This is a genomic window from Streptomyces spinosisporus (assembly GCF_022698145.1).
Lineage (GTDB): Bacteria > Actinomycetota > Actinomycetes > Streptomycetales > Streptomycetaceae > Streptomyces > Streptomyces spinosisporus.
The window spans coordinates 206,320-226,950 of record NZ_JALDAX010000013.1 but is presented as its reverse complement, the minus strand read 5'-3'; the positions used below and the strand labels follow the sequence as shown (position 1 = coordinate 226,950).

Here is a 20,631-nt window from a genome sequence, read left to right as displayed (position 1 = left end):
GTCGTACGGTGGATCCCATGCGGCCCGTTTCCAGCATCGAACGCACGGTGGCGCCCTTCGAGGTCGTCAGTCCCTACCAGCCCAGCGGCGACCAGCCCCAGGCCATCGCCGATCTCGCCCGGCGCATCAAGGGGGGCGAGAAGGACGTCGTCCTGCTCGGCGCGACCGGCACCGGCAAATCCGCCACCACGGCGTGGATGATCGAGCAGCTCCAGCGCCCCACGCTCGTCATGGCACCGAACAAGACCCTGGCCGCCCAGCTGGCGAACGAGTTCCGCGAGCTCCTGCCGAACAATGCGGTGGAGTACTTCGTCTCATACTACGACTACTACCAGCCCGAGGCCTACGTCCCGCAGTCGGACACCTACATCGAGAAGGACTCCTCGATCAACGAGGAGGTGGAGCGCCTGCGCCACTCCGCGACCAATTCGCTGCTCACCCGCCGCGACGTCGTCGTGGTCGCCTCGGTGTCCTGCATCTACGGCCTCGGCACGCCCCAGGAGTACGTCGACCGCATGGTCCCCCTCAGGGTCGGCGACGAGATCGACCGGGACCAGCTGCTGCGCCGCTTCGTGGACATCCAGTACACGCGCAACGACCTCGCGTTCACCCGGGGCACCTTCCGCGTCCGCGGCGACACCATCGAGATCTTCCCGGTCTACGAGGAGCTGGCCGTCCGCATCGAGATGTTCGGCGACGAGATCGAGGCCCTGTCCACGCTCCACCCGGTCACCGGCGAGATCATCAGCGACGACCAGCACCTGTACGTCTTCCCGGCCTCCCACTACGTCGCGGGCCCCGAGCGCATGGAGCGCGCCGTCAACGACATCGAGAAGGAGCTCGGCGAGCGCCTGTCCGAGCTGGAGAAGCAAGGCAAGCTCCTGGAGGCCCAGCGCCTGAGGATGCGCACGACCTACGACCTCGAGATGCTCCGCCAGATCGGCTCCTGCTCCGGCGTGGAGAACTACTCGATGCACTTCGACGGCCGGCTGCCCGGCTCCCCGCCCAACACCCTGCTGGACTACTTCCCGGACGACTTCCTCCTCGTCATCGACGAGTCGCATGTCACGGTCCCGCAGATCGGCGCCATGTACGAGGGCGACGCCTCCCGCAAGCGCACCCTCGTCGACCACGGCTTCCGGCTGCCCTCCGCCCTCGACAACCGTCCGCTGAAGTGGGAGGAGTTCCAGGAGCGCATCGGCCAGACCGTCTATCTGTCGGCCACCCCGGGCACCTACGAGCTCTCGCGCGGGGACGGCGTCGTCGAGCAGATCATCCGCCCCACCGGCCTCGTCGACCCGGAGGTCGTCGTCAAGCCCACCGAGGGCCAGATCGACGACCTGGTGCACGAGATCCGCACCCGCACCGAGAAGGACGAGCGCGTCCTGGTCACCACGCTCACCAAGAAGATGGCCGAGGACCTCACGGACTACTTCCTCGAACTCGGCATCCAGGTGCGCTATCTGCACAGCGACGTCGACACCCTGCGCCGTGTCGAGCTGCTGCGCGAGCTGCGCGCGGGCGAGTTCGACGTCCTGGTCGGCATCAACCTCCTGCGTGAGGGCCTCGACCTGCCCGAGGTGTCGCTCGTGGCGATCCTCGATGCCGACAAGGAGGGCTTCCTGCGCTCCGGCACCTCCCTGATCCAGACCATCGGCCGCGCGGCGCGCAATGTCTCCGGCCAGGTCCACATGTACGCCGATAAGATGACCCCGGCGATGGAGAAGGCCATCGAGGAGACCAACCGCCGCCGGGAGAAGCAGGTCGCCTACAACAAGGAGCGGGGCATCGACCCCCAGCCGCTCCGCAAGAAGATCAACGACATCGTGGCGCAGATCGCCCGCGAGGACGTCGACACGGAACAGCTGCTCGGCTCGGGCTACCGCAAGTCGAAGGACGGCAAGGGCGCCAAGGCACCCGTGCCCGCCCTCGGCGGCAAGGCGGCCGGCGGGGCCAAGGCCGCGAAGGGCAAGGCCAAGGAGACGGTCCCGACCGACCGCCCGGCGGCCGAACTGACCGGACAGATCGAGGAGATGACGGCACGGATGCGTGCCGCCGCCGCCGACCTCCAGTTCGAGATCGCGGCCCGGCTGCGCGACGAGATCTCCGAGATGAAGAAGGAACTGCGCCAGATGCGCGAGGCGGGCCTGGCCTGACCTGGCGCCTCCCGTGCCGACCTCGGTGTATCCGCTCTGTGTTGCAAGACCGACACAAAGTACGGATCGGGGTACGGCACGGTCGGTGCGCCTGCGTAGGGTTCTGGTCAACCGCGGATGCCGCGGCAACAGGGGACAGCTCGAGAGGGGAATCAGCGCGTGACCGTCAACATGACAAAGGGTCAGGCCATCAGTCTGCAGAAGAACGACGGGGGCAGTCTGGCCGCGGTGCGCATGGGTCTCGGCTGGCAGGCGGCTCCCCGGCGCGGCCTGTTCGGCTCGCGCACGCGGGAGATCGACCTGGACGCCTCGGCCGTCCTGTTCGCGGACAAGCAGCCGGTCGACGTCGTCTTCTTCCGCCACCTGGTGAGCGACGACGGCTCGGTCCGCCACACCGGTGACAACCTCGTCGGCGGTGTCGGCCAGGGCGGCGATGACGAGGCGATCCTCGTCGACCTCTCCCGCGTCCCGGTCCACATCGACCAGATCGTCTTCACCGTGAACTCCTTCACGGGCCAGACGTTCCAGGAGGTGCAGAACGCGTTCTGCCGCCTGGTCGACGAGACCAACGGCCAGGAGCTCGCCCGCTACACGCTGGCCGGCGGCGGCGCCTACACGGCCCAGATCATGGCGAAGGTGCACCGTTCGGGCCCGGGCTGGACGATGACGGCCCTGGGCACCCCGGCCAACGGCCGTACGTTCCAGGACCTGATGCCGGCGATCCTGCCGCACCTGTAGTCCGACTCCGCCGGGGCCCGTCCGCGAGACGGGCCCTTGGCGATGGCCGGGCGCACCTCGCGCCGGCCCACACCACACAACACCGTCAATACAGGGGGACGAGGGCGATGACGGCCGAGCTGGTGCGGGGGCAGAACCACCCGCTCTCCCAGGCCCGCCTCGAGATCCGGATCTCGGCCGGCACTCCGGTCGTGGCCTCGGCCACGCTCAGCGATGCCGACGGAAAGGCGCGCGGCCTCGAATGGGTGGCCCACCCGGGCACTCCGGACCTCCCGGGGCTCGAGGTCTCCAGGCAGGCGGCCGCCGACCACCGGCTCGCGGTGGACCTGGGCGCCATGCCGGACGAGGTGCACCGCGTCAATGTGCTGCTCGCCCTGCCCACGGGCACCGGCGGACCGGGCCGCTTCGGCGCGGTGGCCGCACCCTTCGTCGCGGTCACCGGCCTCGACGGCGCCGAGGTCGCCAGCTACACGATCACGGGTCTGGACGCCGAGACGGCCGTCGTCGCGCTGGAGCTCTACCGCCGCCAGGGCGCCTGGAAGGTGCGCGCGGTGGGCCAGGGGTACGCGGGCGGCCTCGCCGAGCTCTTCACCGACCAGGGGCTGCCCGAGGCCCAGCAGCTCGCGGCCACGATCAACGAAGCCGTGGCCCAGGGCCTCGCGCGTTCCGTGCAGGCCCCTTCGCAGCGCGCGGCGGACGGCGACCGTACGCGCCAGACCGCCGCCCCGGCGCTCGGCCCCGACCAGAGCGGCCCTGCCCGCCATGGCGCCCCCGCTCCCGCGGGCCCGCACTCCTCGTCGACGTACCCGCCCCAGGGCGGTCGGTCCGAACACCCGACGGGCCCGGTCGATCCCTCCGCGGTCACCCAGCCGTCGACGCCCGGCGCCGACAGCCCGGTCAACTACAGCCACCCGGGGCGGCAGAGCTCCGCCCCGCCGCCACCCCCGCCGGCCGCGCCCCCGGCGCAGCCCGGGCAGCCGGCCCGGCCCGTGGCGGGTGATGCGACCGGCTGGTCGATGGACGAGCGGCTGTACAACCAGGTCTGGGGCATGTTCGAGGACCTGGCCCGCAGCGCGGCCGCGTACCGCAGCGCCGTAGACTTCGCGGACTCGCGCATGGAGAAGGAACTTGACCAGGTCCTGTCCGACCCGCGCAGCAGGATCGGCGGACAGGGCGACGCCGCGCGCCAGGCGGCCCGCGCCAAGTACACACAGCTGGTCGACCAGGCCAGGCAGGCACTCGACCGCGACCTCGCCCAGCTCGCCGCCGAGGCCGACGTCGTCGAGCCCGCGCTGCCGCCCGCGTACGCCCGCTGGGACAACCCCGTCTGGCACGCCTACCGCGTGCCGATGGAGATGCCCATGGCACTGCGCCTGGGCGATCTGCGGCTGCCCGAGAGCGAACTGCTGCGGATCCCGATGCTGGTGCGCCTGCCGCTGGAGCGGGGCCTGTGGATCGACAGCGGACGCACCGGCGCGGGCGAGGACCCGCTCGCGGACACCGGTGCCCTGCCGCACCTCGCGATGGAGACGGCCGTGGCGCTGGCGGCCCGGCTGCTCGCGGTCTATCCGGCGGGCGAGTTCACCGCGCATGTCATCGACCCGGCCGGCTCCGGCACCAAGGCGCTCGCGCCACTGCTGCAGACCGGTGTGCTCGCGGCCCCGCCCGCCCTGGGGGCGGCAGGCGTGTCGGACGTGCTGACGCGGCTCACCCAGCGCGTCGACCTGGTGCAGATGGCGGTGCGCGGCGGAGCGGCCGACTCGCTGCCGCCCGGCTTCGACACCGCCGAGCAGCTCCTGATCGTCAACGACTTCCCGCACGGCTTCGACGACCGGGCCGTGACCCAGCTGCGCTATCTCGCGGACGAGGGCCCGGCCGTCGGCGTCCACCTGATGATGGTCGCGGACCGTGAGGAGGCCGCCGGCTACGGACCTTTGCTCGACCCGCTGTGGCGTTCGCTGCTGCGACTGACCCCGCTGCCCGACGACCACCTCGCCGACCCGTGGGTCGGCCACGCCTGGACGTACGAGCCTTCGCTCGTGCCGGTCGGCAGCCAGGTGCTCCAGCAGGTGCTCACCCAGGTCGCGACAGCTCGCACCAAGTATCAGTAAAACTCTCTGACCTGCGTATTTGGTCTTTCTTTTACCAATTGCTTTACCTTTCCTTGGGGATTGGGGTACTGTCTTCCTCACGGAGGGGAGTACTCCCGGTCTGCTGCGGCGCACCCGTCAATACGGATCAATCGGATCCCGGGGCGTCGGCCCAGGGCCCGTGCCTGGGTGGAAGAGACCTCCGGTAGCGACGACGACATTTGCCGTGACGTACCGCCGGAGGCGCAGTGGATGTTTCCCCGACCCTGTGGGTCCTGACCATCGTGGGCCTGGCCGCCCTCATCGCGATCGATTTCTTCATCGGCCGCAAGCCGCACGACGTGTCCATCAAGGAAGCCGGAATCTGGACGGTCGTCTGGATCGCCCTCGCCGGGCTCTTCGGGCTCGGTCTGCTCGTCTTCGGCAGTGGCCAGGCGGGCGGCGAGTTCTTCGCGGGCTTCATCACCGAGAAGTCGCTGAGTGTCGACAACCTCTTCGTCTTCGTGCTGATCATGGCGAAGTTCGCCGTGCCGTCCCCGTACCAGCAGCGGGTGCTGCTCGTCGGGGTCCTCATAGCCCTCGTCCTCAGGGCGGTCTTCATCGCCGCCGGTGCCGCGATCCTGGCCAGCTTCGCGTGGGTCTTCTACCTCTTCGGCGCCTTCCTGATCTGGACCGCCTGGAAGCTCATCCAGGAGGCCCGGGCCGACGAGGAGGACGAGGAGTTCGAGGAGAACAAGCTGCTCAAGGCCGCCGAGCGCCGCTTCGGCGTCGCCGACCGGTACCACGGCACCAAGCTGTGGATCCGGCAGAACGGCAAGCGGGTCATGACGCCGATGCTGGTCGTGATGCTCGCGATCGGCACCACGGACGTCCTGTTCGCGCTCGACTCCATCCCCGCGATCTTCGGCCTGACACAGGACCCGTACATCGTGTTCACGGCCAACGCGTTCGCGCTGATGGGTCTGCGGCAGCTGTACTTCCTCATAGGCGGCCTGCTGAGGAAGCTGGTCCACCTCAGCTACGGTCTGTCGATCATCCTGGGCTTCATCGGCGTCAAGCTGGTGCTGCACGCACTGCACGAGTCCGGGGTGCACGTCCCGGAGATCTCCATACCGGTCTCCCTCGGCGTGATCTGCTCGGTCCTGATCGTCACCACTATCACCAGCCTCAGGGCGTCCAGGAAGCAGGCGGAGGCCGACGCGGCGCGGGCCGAAAGCCAGGACGCCGCGAAGGACAGCGTCCAGGCCTGACCGCGACCGGCGCAGGACGAGCCGGCACTGCAGACGCTCGTCCTGCGCGACCGCAGCAGGCCGGGGCGCGCCCCGCGCATCCGCGGGGTGCGCCCCGTCCGCCCGGAGGGCATGTCCCTGCGACCGGAGTGCGGGGCCCGTGGGCCTCTGCGACGATCGCCGCATGATCGCTCGGCTGAGAGCACTCGCGACAGGCTGGACGTCGATCGTGCCGGCGCTCGCGATCGTGCTGCTGGCCTTCACGTGGGGGAGGAACCTGCCGGGCGCCGTCGTCGGGATCGTGACGGTCGTCCTCGCGGGAGCCGTGCTCGCCGCCGTGCACCACGCCGAGGTGGTGGCCCACCGGGTCGGTGAACCCTTCGGCTCCCTCGTGCTCGCTGTCGCCGTCACGATCATCGAGGTCGCCCTCATCGTCACGCTCATGGCGGACGGCGGCGACAAGGGCTCGACCCTGGCCCGGGACACCGTCTTCGCGGCCGTGATGATCACCTGCAACGGCATCGTCGGCATCTGCCTGCTCGTCGCCTCCCTGCGGCACGGCACGGCGGTCTTCAACCCGGAGGGCACCGGAGCCGCCCTCGCGACCGTGGCCACCCTCGCCACGCTGAGCCTGGTGCTGCCGACGTTCACCACGAGCAAGCCGGGCCCGGAGTTCTCGGGCGTGCAGCTGACCTTCGCCGCGCTCTCCTCACTGGTGCTCTACGGCCTGTTCGTCACGACCCAGACCGTGCGGCACCGTGACTACTTCCTGCCGATCACCCGGCAGGGCGAGGTGATCACCGCGGACACCCACGCCGAGACACCCACCGCCCGCACCGCCTGGATCAGCCTCGGGCTGCTCCTGCTCGCCCTGATCGGCGTGGTCGGACTGGCGAAGGGCGTGTCGCCCACGATCGAGTCGGGCGTGGAGGCCGCCGGACTGCACCACGCCGTCGTCGGCGTGATCATCGCTCTGCTGGTGCTGCTCCCCGAGACCATCGCCGCCCTGCGCTCCGCGCGCCGCGACCGGGTGCAGACCAGCCTGAACCTCGCCCTCGGCTCGGCCATGGCCAGCATCGGCCTGACCGTCCCCGCCGTCGCCCTGGCCTCGATCTGGCTCTCGGGACCACTCGTCCTCGGCCTCGGCGCCGTGCACATGGTGCTGCTCGCGCTGACCGTCGTGGTGGCCTCGCTGACCGTGGTCCCGGGCCGGGCCACACCGCTGCAGGGCGGGGTCCATCTGGTGCTGTTCGCGGCGTATCTGGAGCTCGCGATCAATCCTTGACGGCCCCGTGGTCGAAGCGGTCGTGGAACCCGAAGGCCGTGGCGCGTCAGTACGTGACCGTGATGCGCCGGGCGGGGCCGTCGACGCGGACGAGGCCGCCGTAGGGGATGACGACCTGTGGGTCGGTGTGCCCGAGGTCGACATCGAAGACGATCATGGTGTCGGGGGCGTACGTCTGCATGGCCCGCAGCACGGCCTCGCGTTGTCCGGCGGCGTAACGAGCGCCCTCCTCGGGGCTGTTGGGGCGCTCGAAGGACCAGGTGCGCGCCCGGCCCATCAGCAGGGCGGAGAAGCGCTGCAGAAGTCCGCGCTCGCCCATGTTCCGCAGGGTGCGGAAGACCTCGGCGCCGCTCGGCAGCTCCTCGGAGGTCTCCAGGAACAGCACACCGCCGTCGTACTCGGACAGGTCGTGCGCGATCTCGCGGTCGGCCATGAGCAGCCAGCCCAGGATCTCCAGGCAGCCGCCCCAACTGCGGCCCTCCACCGCCCGGTCGGCGTTCACCCAGGTCCAGCCGTCGCCCGGCCGGGACGGCGGCTCCGCTTCGAAGGTGGCGGGGTCGGCCCAGTCGCCGTTGACGTCGTTCCAGCGCTCGGCGGGCCTCAGGTCGTAGGGGCCCGAGGTGAACAGCGCCGCGCGCAGGGAGTCGGCGGTCTGCGGGTGCATGGCGCCGGGGCGGCCGAGTTCGCACATCACCGTCGCGCCGTGGTAGCCGACGATCCCGGTGTTGCGCAGATACAGCAGGAGATTGGTGTTGTCGCTCATCCCGAAGAACGGCTTCGGGTTCGCCCGGATCAACTCCCGGTCCAGCAGCGGCAGAACGGTGATCTGGTCGTCCCCGCCGATGGAGGCGACGACGGCCTTCACCTCCGGGTCGGCGAACGCGGCATGGAGGTCGTCGGCCCGTTGCCGCGGGGTCGAGCCCATGGTGCGGGTCGCCGGGTACTCGACCGGTTCGAGCCCGTACTCCTTGCGCAGCCGCTCCAGCCCGAGCTCGAAGGGACGCGGCAGGAGCCCCGGCAGGCCCGCGGAGGGCGAGACGATGGCCACGCGGTCGCCGGGCGAGGGCTTGGGAGGGTACGAGATCGTCGTCATGCCGGGAGGGTACGGGCCGCACCGCCGCGCATGCACCGTGATAAACCGGGTCCGAACAGCGGTCCTGGACGGATCGCCGCACCCCACCGGACCGGAGGAACCGTGCCCCGCACCCTGGCCAACGCCCCGATCATGATCCTCAACGGGCCCAACCTCAATCTGCTCGGCCAGCGCCAGCCGGAGATCTACGGCAAGGACACCCTGGCCGACATCGAGGCCCTGTGCGCCAAGGCGGCGGCCGCGCACGGCGGCACGGTGGACTTCCGCCAGTCCAATCACGAGGGCGTCCTGGTCGACTGGATCCACGAGGCACGGCTGAACCACTGCGGGATCGTGATCAACCCCGGTGCCTACTCCCACACGTCGGTCGCGATCCTGGACGCGCTCAACACCTGTGACGGAATGCCGGTGTTGGAGGTGCACATCTCCAACATCCACCAGCGCGAGTCCTTCCGGCACCACTCGTACGTCTCGCTGCGCGCCGACGGCGTCATCGCCGGGTGCGGGGTGCAGGGCTATGTGTTCGGCGTGGAGCGCGTCGCCGCGCTGGCGGGGGCGGCACAGGCGGACGCGTAAGGCCCGTTGTCCTGGCGGGCGCTCCTTACAGTCCGCTCCTTACAGTCCGCCCCTTAAAGTCGTCCCGCGTCCACGATGCGCCGCAGGAATTGCCGTGTGCGTTCCTGCTGGGGATCGCCGAAGACCTGCTCGGCGGTCCCGCGCTCCAGGACCACCCCTGAGTCCAGAAAGCAAACCTGGTCGGCGACGTCCCGCGCGAAGCCCATCTCGTGCGTGGCCAGCACCATCGTCATGCCGTCGTCCTTGAGGTCCCGGACGACGGCGAGGACCTCACCGACGAGTTCGGGGTCGAGGGCGGCGGTGATCTCGTCGAGCAACAGCAGCCGGGGCCGTACCGCCAACGCACGGACGATCGCCACCCGTTGCTGCTGGCCGCCGCTCAGCCGGTCCGGGTACTCGCCCGCCCTGCCGCCGAGCCCGAGCCGCTCCAGAAGCTCATGGGCGCGCTGCTCGGCCTCCGCGCGGGCGACGCCGTGCACACGGCGCGGGGCGAGGGTGATGTTGTCCAGGACCGTCATGTGCGGAAAGAGGTTGTACGCCTGGAAGACCACGCCGATACGGCGCCGTACCGCGTCCTGGTCCACGCGCGGATCGGTGATCTCCTCGCCGTCCAGCCAGATCGCGCCGTCGTCGATCTCCTCCAGGAGGTTGGCGCACCGCAGCAGCGTCGACTTGCCGGAGCCGGACGCGCCGATCAGCGCGGTCACCGTGTGCGGGGCGACCTCGAGGCCGACGTCCCGCAGGACGACCGAGCCGCCGAAGGTCTTGCGGACGGACTCCATGCGCAGCACGGGCGCGTCGCTCATATCGATCCTCCCTGGGCCCGTCGGCGGTCCATCCGTGCCGTCACCCAGTCCGTGAAGCGGGTCATCGGGATGGTCAGCGCCACGAAGACGAGCCCCGCGACGATGTACGGCGTGTAGTTGAGGCTGCGGCCCACGATGATGTCGGCGGCCCGTACGGCGTCGACGGCACCGCCGATGGACACCAGGCCGGTGTCCTTCTGCAGCGACACCAGGTCGTTGAGCAGCGGCGGCACCTGGCGGCGCACGGCCTGCGGCAGGACGACGTGACGCAGCGCCTGCCGGTTGGTGAGGCCGAGCGAGCGGGCGGCCGCGCGTTGCGAGGGGTGCACGGACTCGATCCCGGCGCGGAACACCTCGGCCACGTACGCCGAATACGTGAGCGTGAGTGCCGTGCCGCCGAGGAGCACCGGGTCGACGGTCACGCCCTGCAGTCGCAGCGCGGGCACTCCCAGGACCACGATCATCAGGTTGATGATCAGCGGCAGTCCGCGGAAGAAGTCGGTGTAGGCGGCGGCCAGCACCCTCAGCGGGAAGAACACGGGGCCGCGCAGGGTGCGTGCGATCGCGATCAGCATGCCGAGCACGAGGACCGCCGCGCCGCAGATCAGCAGCAGCCGGACGTTCAGCCACAGCCCTTCGAGGACCTTGGGGAACGCCTCGCGCGCGTACTGCCAGTTGAAGAACGTCTCCTTGGTGCGCGGCCAGCCCGGCGCGTTGACGACGATCAGATAGAGGACGACGCCCGTCACGAGGGTCGACGCTGCCGCGATCGCCGTCGCGCGGCGGGCACGCGCGCGTTTGTAGCGTTCGCGTTCCAGCCGGCGCTGGGACGGGACGTACGCGTCGCCGTGCCCGCCGTCCCTGCCGGGGTCCTTCCCCGGCTCCTCGCCCGACTCCTCCTCGGTGACCGTCACTTGAGCACCGGGGCGTCGACGGCGTCGGAGAGCCACTGCTTCTCGATGCCGGCCAGCGTGCCGTCCTTGCGCAGGGCGTCCACGGCGCCCGTCACGCAGCGGGTGAGCGCGCTGCCCTTGTCGAGCACGAGCCCGAACTGCTCGGGCGCAGGGCCCTGGTTCTCGAACTGCCCGACGATCCTGGCGTCGGTCACCTCGGCGGAGGTGATGTAGAAGGCGGTCGGCAGGTCGACCACGATGGCGTCCACCTGACCGTTCTTCAGCGCGGACTTGGCCTGGTCGTTCTTGGCGTAGACCGCGGCCTGCTGCTTCGGCTGCACCACGTCGGTGATGTAGTCGAGGCTGGTCGTGCCGACCTGGGCGCCCAGCTTGAGTCCTTTGAGGTCCGCGATGCCCGTCGCCTTCGCGGCCTTGGAGTCCTTCAGCGCGATGACGGCCTGGCGGACGTCGTAGTAGCCGGAGGAGAAGTCCACGGCCTTCTTGCGCTCGGCGCTGATCGACACCTGGTTGATGTCGAAGTCGAAGGTCTTCTCCCCGGGCGCGAAGGCCTTGTTGAAGGGCACGCTCTGCCAGACGACGGCGCTCCTGGTGTACCCGAGCTGCTTGGCGACGGCGTAGGCGACAGCCGACTCGAAGCCCTTGCCGTTGGCGGGCTTGTCGTCCTTGAACCAGGGCTCGTACGCGGGCTCGTCCGTGGCGATCGTGAGCCTGCCCGAGGTCTTCGTCGCCAACTTGCCCTGGGGGCACGCCTTTTCGGCCGAACCCGACGGTGTGCCTGCCGCCTTCTCCTCCGGCTCCGGAGCACAGCCGACGGCCGTGGCGAGCAGGGCGACGGTGGCCGCGGCGACGGCGCGGCGCAGTATGTGGGGAGCGAGATGCATGGCGCGAGATTGGCAGTCCCGCATCTCGTCTGTCGAGGTCATAACGGGAACTGTCCGCATCGTGGGAGCAGGTGTTGCGGTCGTGTGAACGGGCAGGAACTGGTCCGGAAAAGCGCCGGGGCCGCCGGTCGAGGGCGGGGATTGAAAGACCGGCGGCCCGTACCGCACAGGAGCCGTCATCCTGTGCGGGGCTGCTTCCAGTTGACTGCCCGGCAGGGGGCGCCGGGAGCGTGCACATGGCACCGGCGCGTGTGAACCGTTCACACGGGGCGCGCACGCTGCGTACGCGCGCCCCTGCGGCCGAGGGCCACCTGCCGGGCCCGGCGGGGGTTCACCTTCCGCGTGGTTGGGGTTCATCGCCGTGCGCGGCTGGGGTTTGCCACCCTGCAGGGCCGCGGTTCGCCGCCTCGTGGCTGGGGTTCATCACTATGCGCGCCCGCGGTTCGCCGCCCCGCGGCTGTGGTTCACCGCCGTGCTCGCCCGCGGCTCACTGCCCCGCTGCCGCGGTTCGCCGCCTCGCGGCTGGGGTTTGCCATCTTGCGGGGCCGCTGTTCGCCGCCTCGCGGCCGGGGTTCACCGCCCTGCGCTGCCGCGGTTCGCCGCCTCGCGGCTGGGGTTTGCCGCCTTGCGGGGCCGCTGTTCGCCGCCTCGCGGCCGGGGTTCACCGCCCTGCGCGCCCGCGATTTGCCACCCCGCGCGGTCGCGATCCGCCGCCCTGCGCGCCCGCGGCTCACCGCCCCGCGAGTGTGGCTCACCGCCCTGCGCGCCCGCGATCCGCCGCCCCGCGCGCCCGCGATCCCCCACCCCCCGCGGCCCGCGATTCACCACCCCCGCGCGTGCCACTCCGGCAGATGCGGTCGCTCTGCGCCCAGGGTCGTGTCGTTGCCGTGGCCCGGGTAGACCCAGGTCTCGTCCGGGAGCACGGCGAAGATCTTCGTCTCGACGTCGTGGATGAGACTCGCGAACGCCTTCGGGTCCTTACGGGTGTTGCCGACACCGCCAGGGAAGAGGCAGTCGCCCGTGAAGACATGGGGATGGCCGTGCGGGTCGTCATAGACCAGGGCGATCGAGCCCGGTGTGTGCCCGACCAGGTGGCGCGCGGTGAGCTCCACCTGGCCCACCCGGACGGTGTCGCCGTCGTCGACGAGGACGTCCGTGGGGACGGGGATGCCGGCAGCGTCGTCGCGGCCCGCGAAGGTGCGGGCGCCGGTGGCCGCGACGACCTGCGCGAGCGCCTGCCAGTGGTCGCCGTGCTGATGCGTGGTGACGACGGAGGCGATGCCGTCGTCACCGATCATGCCGAGCAGCGTGTCCGCGTCGTTCGCCGCGTCGATCAGCAACTGCTCATCGGTGGCCCGGCACCGCAGCAGATAGGCGTTGTTGTCCATCGGGCCGACCGCGATCTTGGTGATCATCAGGTCCTTGAGCTCGTGCACGTCCGCCGGGCCGCCGACCGTCACCTGTCCGCTGTACGTCATGGCGGTCAGCCTATAGCCGGGGAGTGCGCCCGCATCCCCGGCTGTGGACAGCGCGGTCACGACGGCGGGAGCGCGGTCACAACGGGGGCAGCGTCGGCAGGGAGCCGCCCCGCACGGTCAGCCCGGACCCGTCGCGGCGCCCGGCCAGCCAGCCGAGCAGCTCGGGCGCCGGACCCGTCACGGAGATCTCCGGCTCGGTCGTCTCGCGGCCGGTACGCCACGCGTGCGTGCCGTCCGTCAGCCGCGCCGCCGCCACATTGGGGTTGCCGGAGAAGCGCCGGGCGAGGAAGTCGATCTCCCGCTCCGTGAACTGCGCCGGCATGTCCTCCAGCTCGTAGCCGATGCCGAGGTCGACATGGTGCAGTTCCACCTCGATCCAGCGCCGGAAGGGCACCCGGGACGCCGAGTCCGTGACGCCGTTGCGCAGCTCTACCGTGCGCGACCAGTCCGCAGGGGCGGCCCCCGTCCGAAGGAAGCGGGCCGTGCTCTCGCGCAGGTCGGTGAGCTGGACGTCGAGGGGGCGCGGGGCGTCCCGCTCGATGTCGGCGTCGCGGGCCTCGGCGGAGGAGTACATGGGACGGCCCTCGAGGACGTTCACCAGAGCGTCCGCGTTGCGGGCGAGGTGGGCGAGGACGTGGCCGCGGCTCCAGCCGGGCAACCGTGACGGTTGCGTCACCCCGGCGTTGTCCAGTTTGGCGGCTGCGGTGAGCAGCCGGTCGGTCGCGTCTCGTACAGACGCCAGGTCATGACCGTGATCAATCATGCTGCTGACCCTAGCTTCGCCACACCTTTGGGTGAAGGTGGTGAAGCAGTGCCGTAAATCGAATGCGCGTGCTATATGGTCGCACGTGGCGTCGGGCATGCTGGATGGCCGGGGATTGTTATGCAACCCGGAATCCGACCGGCGTTGTCAGTGGCTCCCCCTAGTCTGAAGAAGCACGGGGCCCTGCCCCTGTCACTTCTCTCAAGAAAGGTGCGGACCGGCTGTGGCCGACCGTCTCATCGTCCGTGGCGCGCGTGAGCACAACCTGAAGAATGTCTCGCTCGACCTGCCCCGCGACTCGCTCATCGTCTTCACGGGCCTGTCCGGGTCGGGCAAGTCCTCCCTGGCCTTCGACACGATCTTCGCCGAGGGCCAGCGTCGCTACGTGGAATCGCTCTCCTCGTACGCGCGCCAGTTCCTCGGCCAGATGGACAAGCCGGACGTCGACTTCATCGAGGGTCTGTCCCCGGCGGTCTCCATCGACCAGAAGTCGACCTCGCGCAACCCGCGCTCCACGGTCGGCACCATCACCGAGGTCTACGACTATCTGCGTCTGCTGTTCGCGCGCATCGGCAAGCCGCACTGCCCCGAGTGCGGCCGTCCGATCTCGCGCCAGTCGCCGCAGGCCATCGTCGACAAGGTCCTGGAGCTGCCGGAGGGGAGCCGCTTCCAGGTGCTGTCGCCGCTGGTGCGCGAGCGCAAGGGAGAGTTCGTCGACCTCTTCGCCGACCTCCAGACCAAGGGCTACTCCCGCGCGCGTGTGGACGGGGAGACGATCCAGCTCTCCAGCCCGCCCACACTGAAGAAGCAGGAGAAGCACACCATCGAGGTGGTCATCGACCGCCTCACGGTCAAGGACTCCGCGAAGCGCCGCCTCACCGACTCAGTGGAGACCGCCCTCGGGCTCTCCGGCGGCATGGTCGTGCTCGACTTCGTCGACCTCCCCGAGGACGACCCCGAGCGCGAGCGCATGTACTCGGAGCATCTGTACTGCCCGTACGACGACCTGTCCTTCGAGGAGCTGGAGCCCCGCTCCTTCTCCTTCAACTCGCCCTTCGGCGCCTGCCCCGACTGCACCGGCATCGGCACGCGCATGGAGGTCGACCCGGAGCTGATCGTCCCGGACGAGGACAAGTCCCTCGACGAGGGCGCCATCCACCCCTGGTCGCACGGGCACACCAAGGACTACTTCGGCCGCCTGATCGGCGCCCTCGCGGACGCGCTGGGATTCAGGACGGACATCCCCTTCGCGGGCCTGCCCCAGCGGGCGAAGAAGGCCCTGCTGCACGGCCACAAGACACAGATCGAAGTCCGCTACCGCAACCGGTACGGACGCGAGCGGGTGTACACGACGCCCTTCGAGGGAGCCGTCCCCTTCGTCAAGCGCCGGCACAGCGAGGCCGAGAGCGACGCCAGCCGCGAGCGCTTCGAGGGCTATATGCGCGAGGTGCCCTGCCCCACCTGTGAGGGCACGCGCCTGAAGCCGATCGTCCTCGCGGTCACCGTCATGGGGAAGTCCATCGCCGAGGTCTCCGCGATGTCCATCAGCGACTGCGCGGACTTCCTGGGCGAGCTGAAGCTGAGCGCCCGCGACAAGAAGATCGCCGAGCGTGTGCTGAAGGAGGTCAACGAGCGGCTGAAGTTCCTGGTCGACGTCGGCCTGGACTACCTCTCGCTCAACCGCGCCGCGGGCACCCTCTCCGGCGGCGAGGCCCAGCGCATCCGCCTGGCCACCCAGATCGGCTCCGGCCTCGTCGGCGTGCTCTACGTCCTCGACGAGCCGTCCATCGGCCTGCACCAGCGCGACAACCACCGGCTGATCGAGACCCTGGTCCGGCTGCGCGACATGGGCAACACACTCATCGTCGTCGAGCACGACGAGGACACCATCAAGGTCGCCGACTGGGTCGTCGACATCGGCCCCGGCGCCGGAGAGCACGGCGGCAAGGTCGTGCACAGCGGCTCCCTCAAGGAGCTGCTCGCCAACGACGAGTCGCAGACCGGTCAGTATCTGGCGGGCAAGAAGTCGATCCCGCTGCCCGACATCCGCCGCCCGCAGGACCCGTCACGCCGACTCACGGTGCACGGCGCCCGGGAGAACAACCTCCAGGACATCGACGTATCCTTCCCGCTCGGTGTCTTCACGGCGGTCACGGGCGTGTCCGGCTCCGGCAAGTCGACGCTGGTCAACGACATCCTGTACACGCACCTGGCCCGCGAGCTCAACGGCGCCCGCAGCGTTCCCGGACGGCACACGCGCGTGGACGGCGACGACCTCGTGGACAAGGTCGTGCACGTCGACCAGTCGCCCATCGGCCGCACCCCGCGCTCCAACCCGGCGACGTACACCGGCGTCTTCGACCACGTCCGCAAGCTCTTCGCCGAGACCACCGAGGCGAAGGTCCGCGGCTACCTGCCGGGCCGCTTCTCCTTCAACGTCAAGGGCGGCCGCTGCGAGAACTGCGCGGGCGACGGCACGATCAAGATCGAGATGAACTTCCTCCCGGACGTCTACGTCCCGTGCGAGGTCTGCCACGGCGCCCGGTACAACCGGGAGACCCTGGAGGTCCACTACAAGGGCAAGTCCATCTCCGAGGTCCTGAGCATGCCGATCGAGGAGGCCATGGACTTCTTCGAGGCCGTCCCGGCGATCAACCGCCACCTCAAGACGCTCAACGACGTCGGTCTCGGCTACGTCCGCCTCGGCCAGGCCGCGACCACCCTGTCCGGCGGTGAGGCCCAGCGGGTCAAGCTCGCCAGCGAGCTGCAGAAGCGCTCCACCGGCCGCACGGTCTACGTCCTCGACGAGCCGACCACCGGTCTGCACTTCGAGGACATCAGCAAGCTGCTGAAGGTCCTGTCGGGCCTGGTCGACAAGGGCAACACGGTGATCGTCATCGAGCACAACCTCGATGTCATCAAGACCGCCGACTGGGTCGTCGACATGGGCCCCGAGGGCGGCGCGGGCGGCGGACTCGTCGTCGCGGAGGGCACCCCCGAGGAGGTCGCCGGGATCCCGGCGAGCCACACCGGCAAGTTCCTGCGGGAGATCCTCGGCGCCGACCGGATCAGCGACGGGGCCTCGGTGAAGGCACCGCGCAAGCCGGCGGCGAAGAAGACGGTCGCGGCCAGGTCGGCGCCGAAGAAGACGGCGACGGCGAAGGCCGCCAACAACACGGCCACCAAGAAGGCGGCCGGGTCCACGAAGAAGGCGGCACCCGCGAAGAAGGCGACGCGGGCACGCAAGGCCTGACCGGCACGGGCAACGGGCGGCGCCCCGCGGGACAACTTCCCGCGGGGCGCCGCCCGTTGCAGCTCCGCCGCCACCCCGTCCGCTACACCTCGCCCACTTCCGAGGCGTACGGCGGCTCCGCGCCCGCGCGTGAGCAGGTGATCGCCGCCGCGCGGGCCGCGAACCGCAGCAGCCGGGTCCAGCCGTCGGCGCCCAGCGAGGCGAGTCCGTCCGCGGACAGGGCGTCCTGGGCCGACAGGCCGTGGAGCAGGGCGGCGTTCACGGTGTCGCCGGCGCCGATGGTGTCGACGACGTCGACCTTCTCGCCCGGCACGGAGTATTCGGCTCCGCCCCGGGCGGCGACGGAGAGCCCGTCGCCGCCATGGGTGATCACCACCGCCGTGGGCCCCGCGGCCAGCCACTCGCGCGGGGAGCCGCCCAGCCAGTCGGCGTCCTCCTCCGAGAGCTTGAGCAGCGTCACCGAGGGCAGCCAGCTGCGGAAGCGGTCCCGGTAGGCGTCCGCGTCGTGGATCAGACTCGTGCGGATGTTGGGGTCGAGCGCGGTGAAGACGCCCTGGGAGGCGGCGGTCCGCATCATCGTCTCGTAGGCCGTCGCCCCCGGCTCCAGGACGAGCGAGCAGGTGCCGAAGGAGACGGCGCGCGTCCCGGCGGGGAGAGCGTCGGGGGCCGCGAACAGCCGGTCGGCGGTGCCCTCGACGTAGAACGAGAAGGCGGCCGAGCCGTTCACGTCGAGCGTGGCCACCGCCAGGGTGGTCGGCTCATGTCCGCGCTGTACGGCCGAGACGTCGACCCCCGTCGCCCGCAGATTGCCGAGCAGCGCCTCACCGAAGGCGTCGTACGACGTCCGGGAGCAGAAGGCGCTGGGGGAGCCGAGGCGGCCGAGGGCGACGGCCGTGTTGTACGGGCCGCCGCCGAGCGCCGGCTTGAGGCCCGCGAGGGCGCCCGGGCCCTGCGGTACCAGGTCGATCAGGGCCTCACCGGCGACGACGATCACGAGACGGTTCCTTTCTCCAACTGCGCGGACGGTTCGGGGCAGCCGCACGAGGTGCGGTGGACGAAGGTGCACGGGAGCCGCACGGTGCGTGCGGGGCGGTCCGGCTCGGCGAGGCGGTCCAGCAGCACCCGCACCGCCCGGGCACCGATCTCCCGGCTGGGCTGGGCGACGGCGGTGAGGCGGGGCGAGAACAGGTCCGCCCAGGCGAAGTCGTCGAAACAGCACAGGGCGATGTCGCCGGGCACCGACGGACCGCGTTCCCGCAGGGCGTGCAGGGCGCCGATGGTCATCGCGTTGTTGGCGGTGACGAGCGCGGTGGGCGGCGCGGGCAGGGACAGCAGCGTCGCGGTGGCGTGTTCGGCGCCCGCGGACGACGAGTCGCCGTGCGCCACCAGGTGCTCGTAGTAGGGGAGCCCCGAGGCGGCGAGACCGTGGCGGTATCCGGAAATGCGTTCGCGGGTGGTGCTGTATCCGGGCAGACCGGCGACCAGGCCGATCCGGCGGTGGCCCAGTTCGGCGAGATGGCGGACCAGACGGGCGGTCGGTTCGGCGTTCTCGGCGCAGACCTGGTCGAAGCACGGGCCGTCGGCCGGGGCGTCGAGGAGCCGGTCGAGGAGGACGGCCGGCACCTGGTGCCGGTGGAGGTAGGCGACGAGTTCTCCGGGGCTCGCGGAGGGGGCGACGATCATGCCGTCGACCCGGCGTTCGTGCAGCAGCTGGACGACCTTGCGCTCGTGCTCGGGGTCGTCGTGCGGGTCGGCGATGAGCAGGCTGTAGCCGTGTTCCAGGGCGGCCGCCTCGACGCCCTGGAGGATCTCGGTGAAGTACGGATTGCTGATCGCCGACACCGCCAGGCCGATGGACTGCGTACGCGAGGTCACCAGGGAGCGGGCCAGGGTGTTCGGGGTGTAGCCGAGCCGGTCGATGGCATCCAGGACCGCCTGGCGGGTGTGGGGGAGCACCGGCCGGGTGTCGTTCAGGACGTGCGAGACGGTCGCCACCGAAACCCCGGCGCTGCGGGCGACGTCGGCCATCGTGGCCATCGCGCTCCCCTTCCCTGCGTTTCGCAGGACGGTATCCCATTCGGGCGCAGACGTAAACGCTTGCGCAAGCGTTTACGTCCTCGCCGCACATGTGCCTCACGACACAGGCCGCACAAGCAACGACACAGGCGGCACAAGCCGCAGACGGCCTTCGGCGTCAGCCGCAGCTCACTCCCAGTCCCACCCGATCCCCACGACCCCCGTCCGCACCCGCGGTTCCACGAGGTGGACCGAGTGGTGGCGGTCGCTCAGGCGCAGCTCCTGGCGACCGCTGCGCGGGGCCGCCGGTGAGTGCTGGGAGAAACGGTGGCAGCGGGACGGCAGGGCGAGCGCGTCGAAGCGCACCTGGAGCGCGTACTGCCCGCCGGCCGGCCCGAAGCCGCGGACGTACTCGCGCGACACACCGGCGGTGCCGTCCTCGATGCCGTAGCGGAAGAGGAAGGTGTCACCGGCCCGCAGACGGGTGTCGAAGAGCAGCTCGGCGACGAGCACGCCCGTCTCGTGGTGCACGCGTATGCGGCCCGTGCGGCAGTTCTCCAGGGCGTGCACCTGCATGTGCTCCGGCGCGCACCCCGGGTCGCCGTGGTGGACGGCGACGAAGCGGTCGATGCCGTCCTTGTGGGCGCGCACGATGTGGTGCGACTCGCGGCCCGCCAGTTCGCGGTGCGCGCCGATCCGCACCAGCTCGTGGTGGCCCAGGGTGTGCAGCCCGCCGTCGAGCGACGAGCCGAGGTCGGCCAGCAGCTGCTGCAGGACGCCCGAGGCCTCCACCAGAGAGCGGTAGGAGCGGCCCGCGGCCCGCTGCGCGGAGGAGCTCTCGTCGGGCTCGGCGAGCAGCCGGATCAGGGACTCCTCCGGCAGCTGCAGGATCTCCTCCAGTGCCCGTACGGCCCGCAGGGACTCGGGGCGCTGCGGGCGCCGGGCACCCTGCTGCCAGTAACTCAGGCTGGTGACACCGACCTTGACCCCGTGGCGGGACAGATGGTGCTGCACGCGCTGCAGCGGCAGTCCGCGGGCGGCGATCGCGGCACGCAGCGCCACGTGGAAGGGGCCGCCCCGCAGGGCCGAGTCCAGTTCCGCGGTGGCGACGGCGGCGACGTCCGCGTGCTGTGTGGCGTGCGGCATGCAGGGGCCTTTCTGTGAATGCTCACTACGGCTGGTCGGGCCGGGTTCTGCGCTTGTTCGCGGGGCCACCCCGCCGGCGCCGGAGAGTCTTCACATCCGTACGCCGTCCTTCACGGCCCCGAGTTCCCACGCATTGAAGCGTGTTGACCTAGTCCCGACAACACCTGAAACCCAACCGCGACGTACTCCTGGCCGAGACCCGATCGA

General features: G+C 70.5%; 16 protein-coding genes. 7 read left to right on the top strand and 9 right to left on the bottom strand.

Features of this window, described 5'->3' with window-relative positions; genetic code table 11:
• The first annotated feature begins 17 nt into the window (after positions 1–17).
• From uvrB to MQN93_RS30140, 5 genes are all read left to right on the top strand, one after another.
• A complete protein-coding gene (gene uvrB / locus MQN93_RS30160; RefSeq protein WP_242712024.1) occupies positions 18–2,156 on the top strand; it encodes an excinuclease ABC subunit UvrB in 2,139 nt (712 codons plus the stop codon).
• Positions 2,157–2,315: 159 nt separating this feature from the next.
• Entirely contained in the window at positions 2,316–2,894 is a 579-nt protein-coding gene (locus MQN93_RS30155; RefSeq protein WP_037782640.1) for a TerD family protein, read from the top strand.
• 107 nt (positions 2,895–3,001) lie between these two features.
• Positions 3,002–5,005: a TerD family protein gene (locus MQN93_RS30150; RefSeq protein WP_242712023.1), complete on the top strand. Its 2,004-nt coding sequence runs from the start codon at positions 3,002–3,004 to the stop codon at positions 5,003–5,005.
• A 227-nt stretch (positions 5,006–5,232) separates the two neighbouring features.
• Positions 5,233–6,234 carry a TerC family protein gene (locus tag MQN93_RS30145; protein ID WP_242712022.1) on the top strand — a complete coding sequence of 334 codons (1,002 nt, stop codon included), beginning with the start codon at positions 5,233–5,235 and terminating at the stop codon, positions 6,232–6,234.
• 163 nt (positions 6,235–6,397) lie between these two features.
• Positions 6,398–7,498, top strand: a complete 1,101-nt coding sequence (locus MQN93_RS30140) for a calcium:cation antiporter (protein ID WP_037782642.1) — start codon at positions 6,398–6,400, stop codon at positions 7,496–7,498.
• Between the two features lie 46 nt (positions 7,499–7,544).
• Here the strand turns inward: MQN93_RS30140 and MQN93_RS30135 are convergent, their stop codons facing one another.
• Positions 7,545–8,591, bottom strand: a complete 1,047-nt coding sequence (locus MQN93_RS30135; protein WP_242712021.1) for a S66 family peptidase — start codon at positions 8,589–8,591, stop codon at positions 7,545–7,547.
• Positions 8,592–8,693: 102 nt separating this feature from the next.
• Between MQN93_RS30135 and aroQ the strand changes: the two genes are divergently transcribed.
• Positions 8,694–9,167, top strand: coding sequence for a type II 3-dehydroquinate dehydratase (gene aroQ, locus MQN93_RS30130; protein ID WP_016436096.1), 474 nt, complete (start codon positions 8,694–8,696; stop codon positions 9,165–9,167).
• 53 nt (positions 9,168–9,220) lie between these two features.
• Here aroQ and MQN93_RS30125 read toward each other — a convergent pair whose 3' ends face one another.
• From MQN93_RS30125 to MQN93_RS30105, 5 genes are all read right to left on the bottom strand, one after another.
• Entirely contained in the window at positions 9,221–9,973 is a 753-nt protein-coding gene (locus tag MQN93_RS30125) for an amino acid ABC transporter ATP-binding protein (RefSeq protein WP_242712020.1), read from the bottom strand.
• Positions 9,970–10,887: an amino acid ABC transporter permease gene (locus MQN93_RS30120; protein WP_242712019.1), complete on the bottom strand. Its 918-nt coding sequence runs from the start codon at positions 10,885–10,887 to the stop codon at positions 9,970–9,972. Before MQN93_RS30120 ends, MQN93_RS30125 begins: the two co-directional genes overlap by 4 nt.
• The gene (locus MQN93_RS30115) at positions 10,884–11,768 is read right to left on the bottom strand and encodes an ABC transporter substrate-binding protein (RefSeq protein WP_242712067.1); all 885 of its coding nucleotides are present in this window, start codon (positions 11,766–11,768) and stop codon (positions 10,884–10,886) included. The genes MQN93_RS30120 and MQN93_RS30115 overlap by 4 nt, the downstream gene beginning before the upstream one ends.
• An 821-nt stretch (positions 11,769–12,589) precedes the next feature.
• On the bottom strand, positions 12,590–13,246 hold the full coding sequence (locus tag MQN93_RS30110; protein WP_242712018.1) for an MBL fold metallo-hydrolase: 657 nt from the start codon (positions 13,244–13,246) through the stop codon (positions 12,590–12,592).
• Positions 13,247–13,322: 76 nt separating this feature from the next.
• Positions 13,323–14,009, bottom strand: a complete 687-nt coding sequence (locus tag MQN93_RS30105; protein WP_242712017.1) for a maleylpyruvate isomerase family mycothiol-dependent enzyme — start codon at positions 14,007–14,009, stop codon at positions 13,323–13,325.
• Between the two features lie 223 nt (positions 14,010–14,232).
• Between MQN93_RS30105 and uvrA the strand changes: the two genes are divergently transcribed.
• The gene (gene uvrA, locus MQN93_RS30100; protein ID WP_242712016.1) at positions 14,233–17,262 is read left to right on the top strand and encodes an excinuclease ABC subunit UvrA; all 3,030 of its coding nucleotides are present in this window, start codon (positions 14,233–14,235) and stop codon (positions 17,260–17,262) included.
• Between the two features lie 82 nt (positions 17,263–17,344).
• Here uvrA and MQN93_RS30095 read toward each other — a convergent pair whose 3' ends face one another.
• The 3 genes from MQN93_RS30095 to MQN93_RS30085 form a co-directional block, all read right to left on the bottom strand.
• On the bottom strand, positions 17,345–18,256 hold the full coding sequence (locus MQN93_RS30095) for a carbohydrate kinase family protein (RefSeq protein ID WP_242712015.1): 912 nt from the start codon (positions 18,254–18,256) through the stop codon (positions 17,345–17,347).
• Positions 18,253–19,299, bottom strand: a complete 1,047-nt coding sequence (locus MQN93_RS30090) for a LacI family DNA-binding transcriptional regulator (protein ID WP_242712014.1) — start codon at positions 19,297–19,299, stop codon at positions 18,253–18,255. Before MQN93_RS30090 ends, MQN93_RS30095 begins: the two co-directional genes overlap by 4 nt.
• Before the next feature lie 168 nt (positions 19,300–19,467).
• Positions 19,468–20,424 carry a hypothetical protein gene (locus MQN93_RS30085; RefSeq protein WP_016436105.1) on the bottom strand — a complete coding sequence of 319 codons (957 nt, stop codon included), beginning with the start codon at positions 20,422–20,424 and terminating at the stop codon, positions 19,468–19,470.
• Between the last annotated feature and the right edge of the window lie 207 nt (positions 20,425–20,631).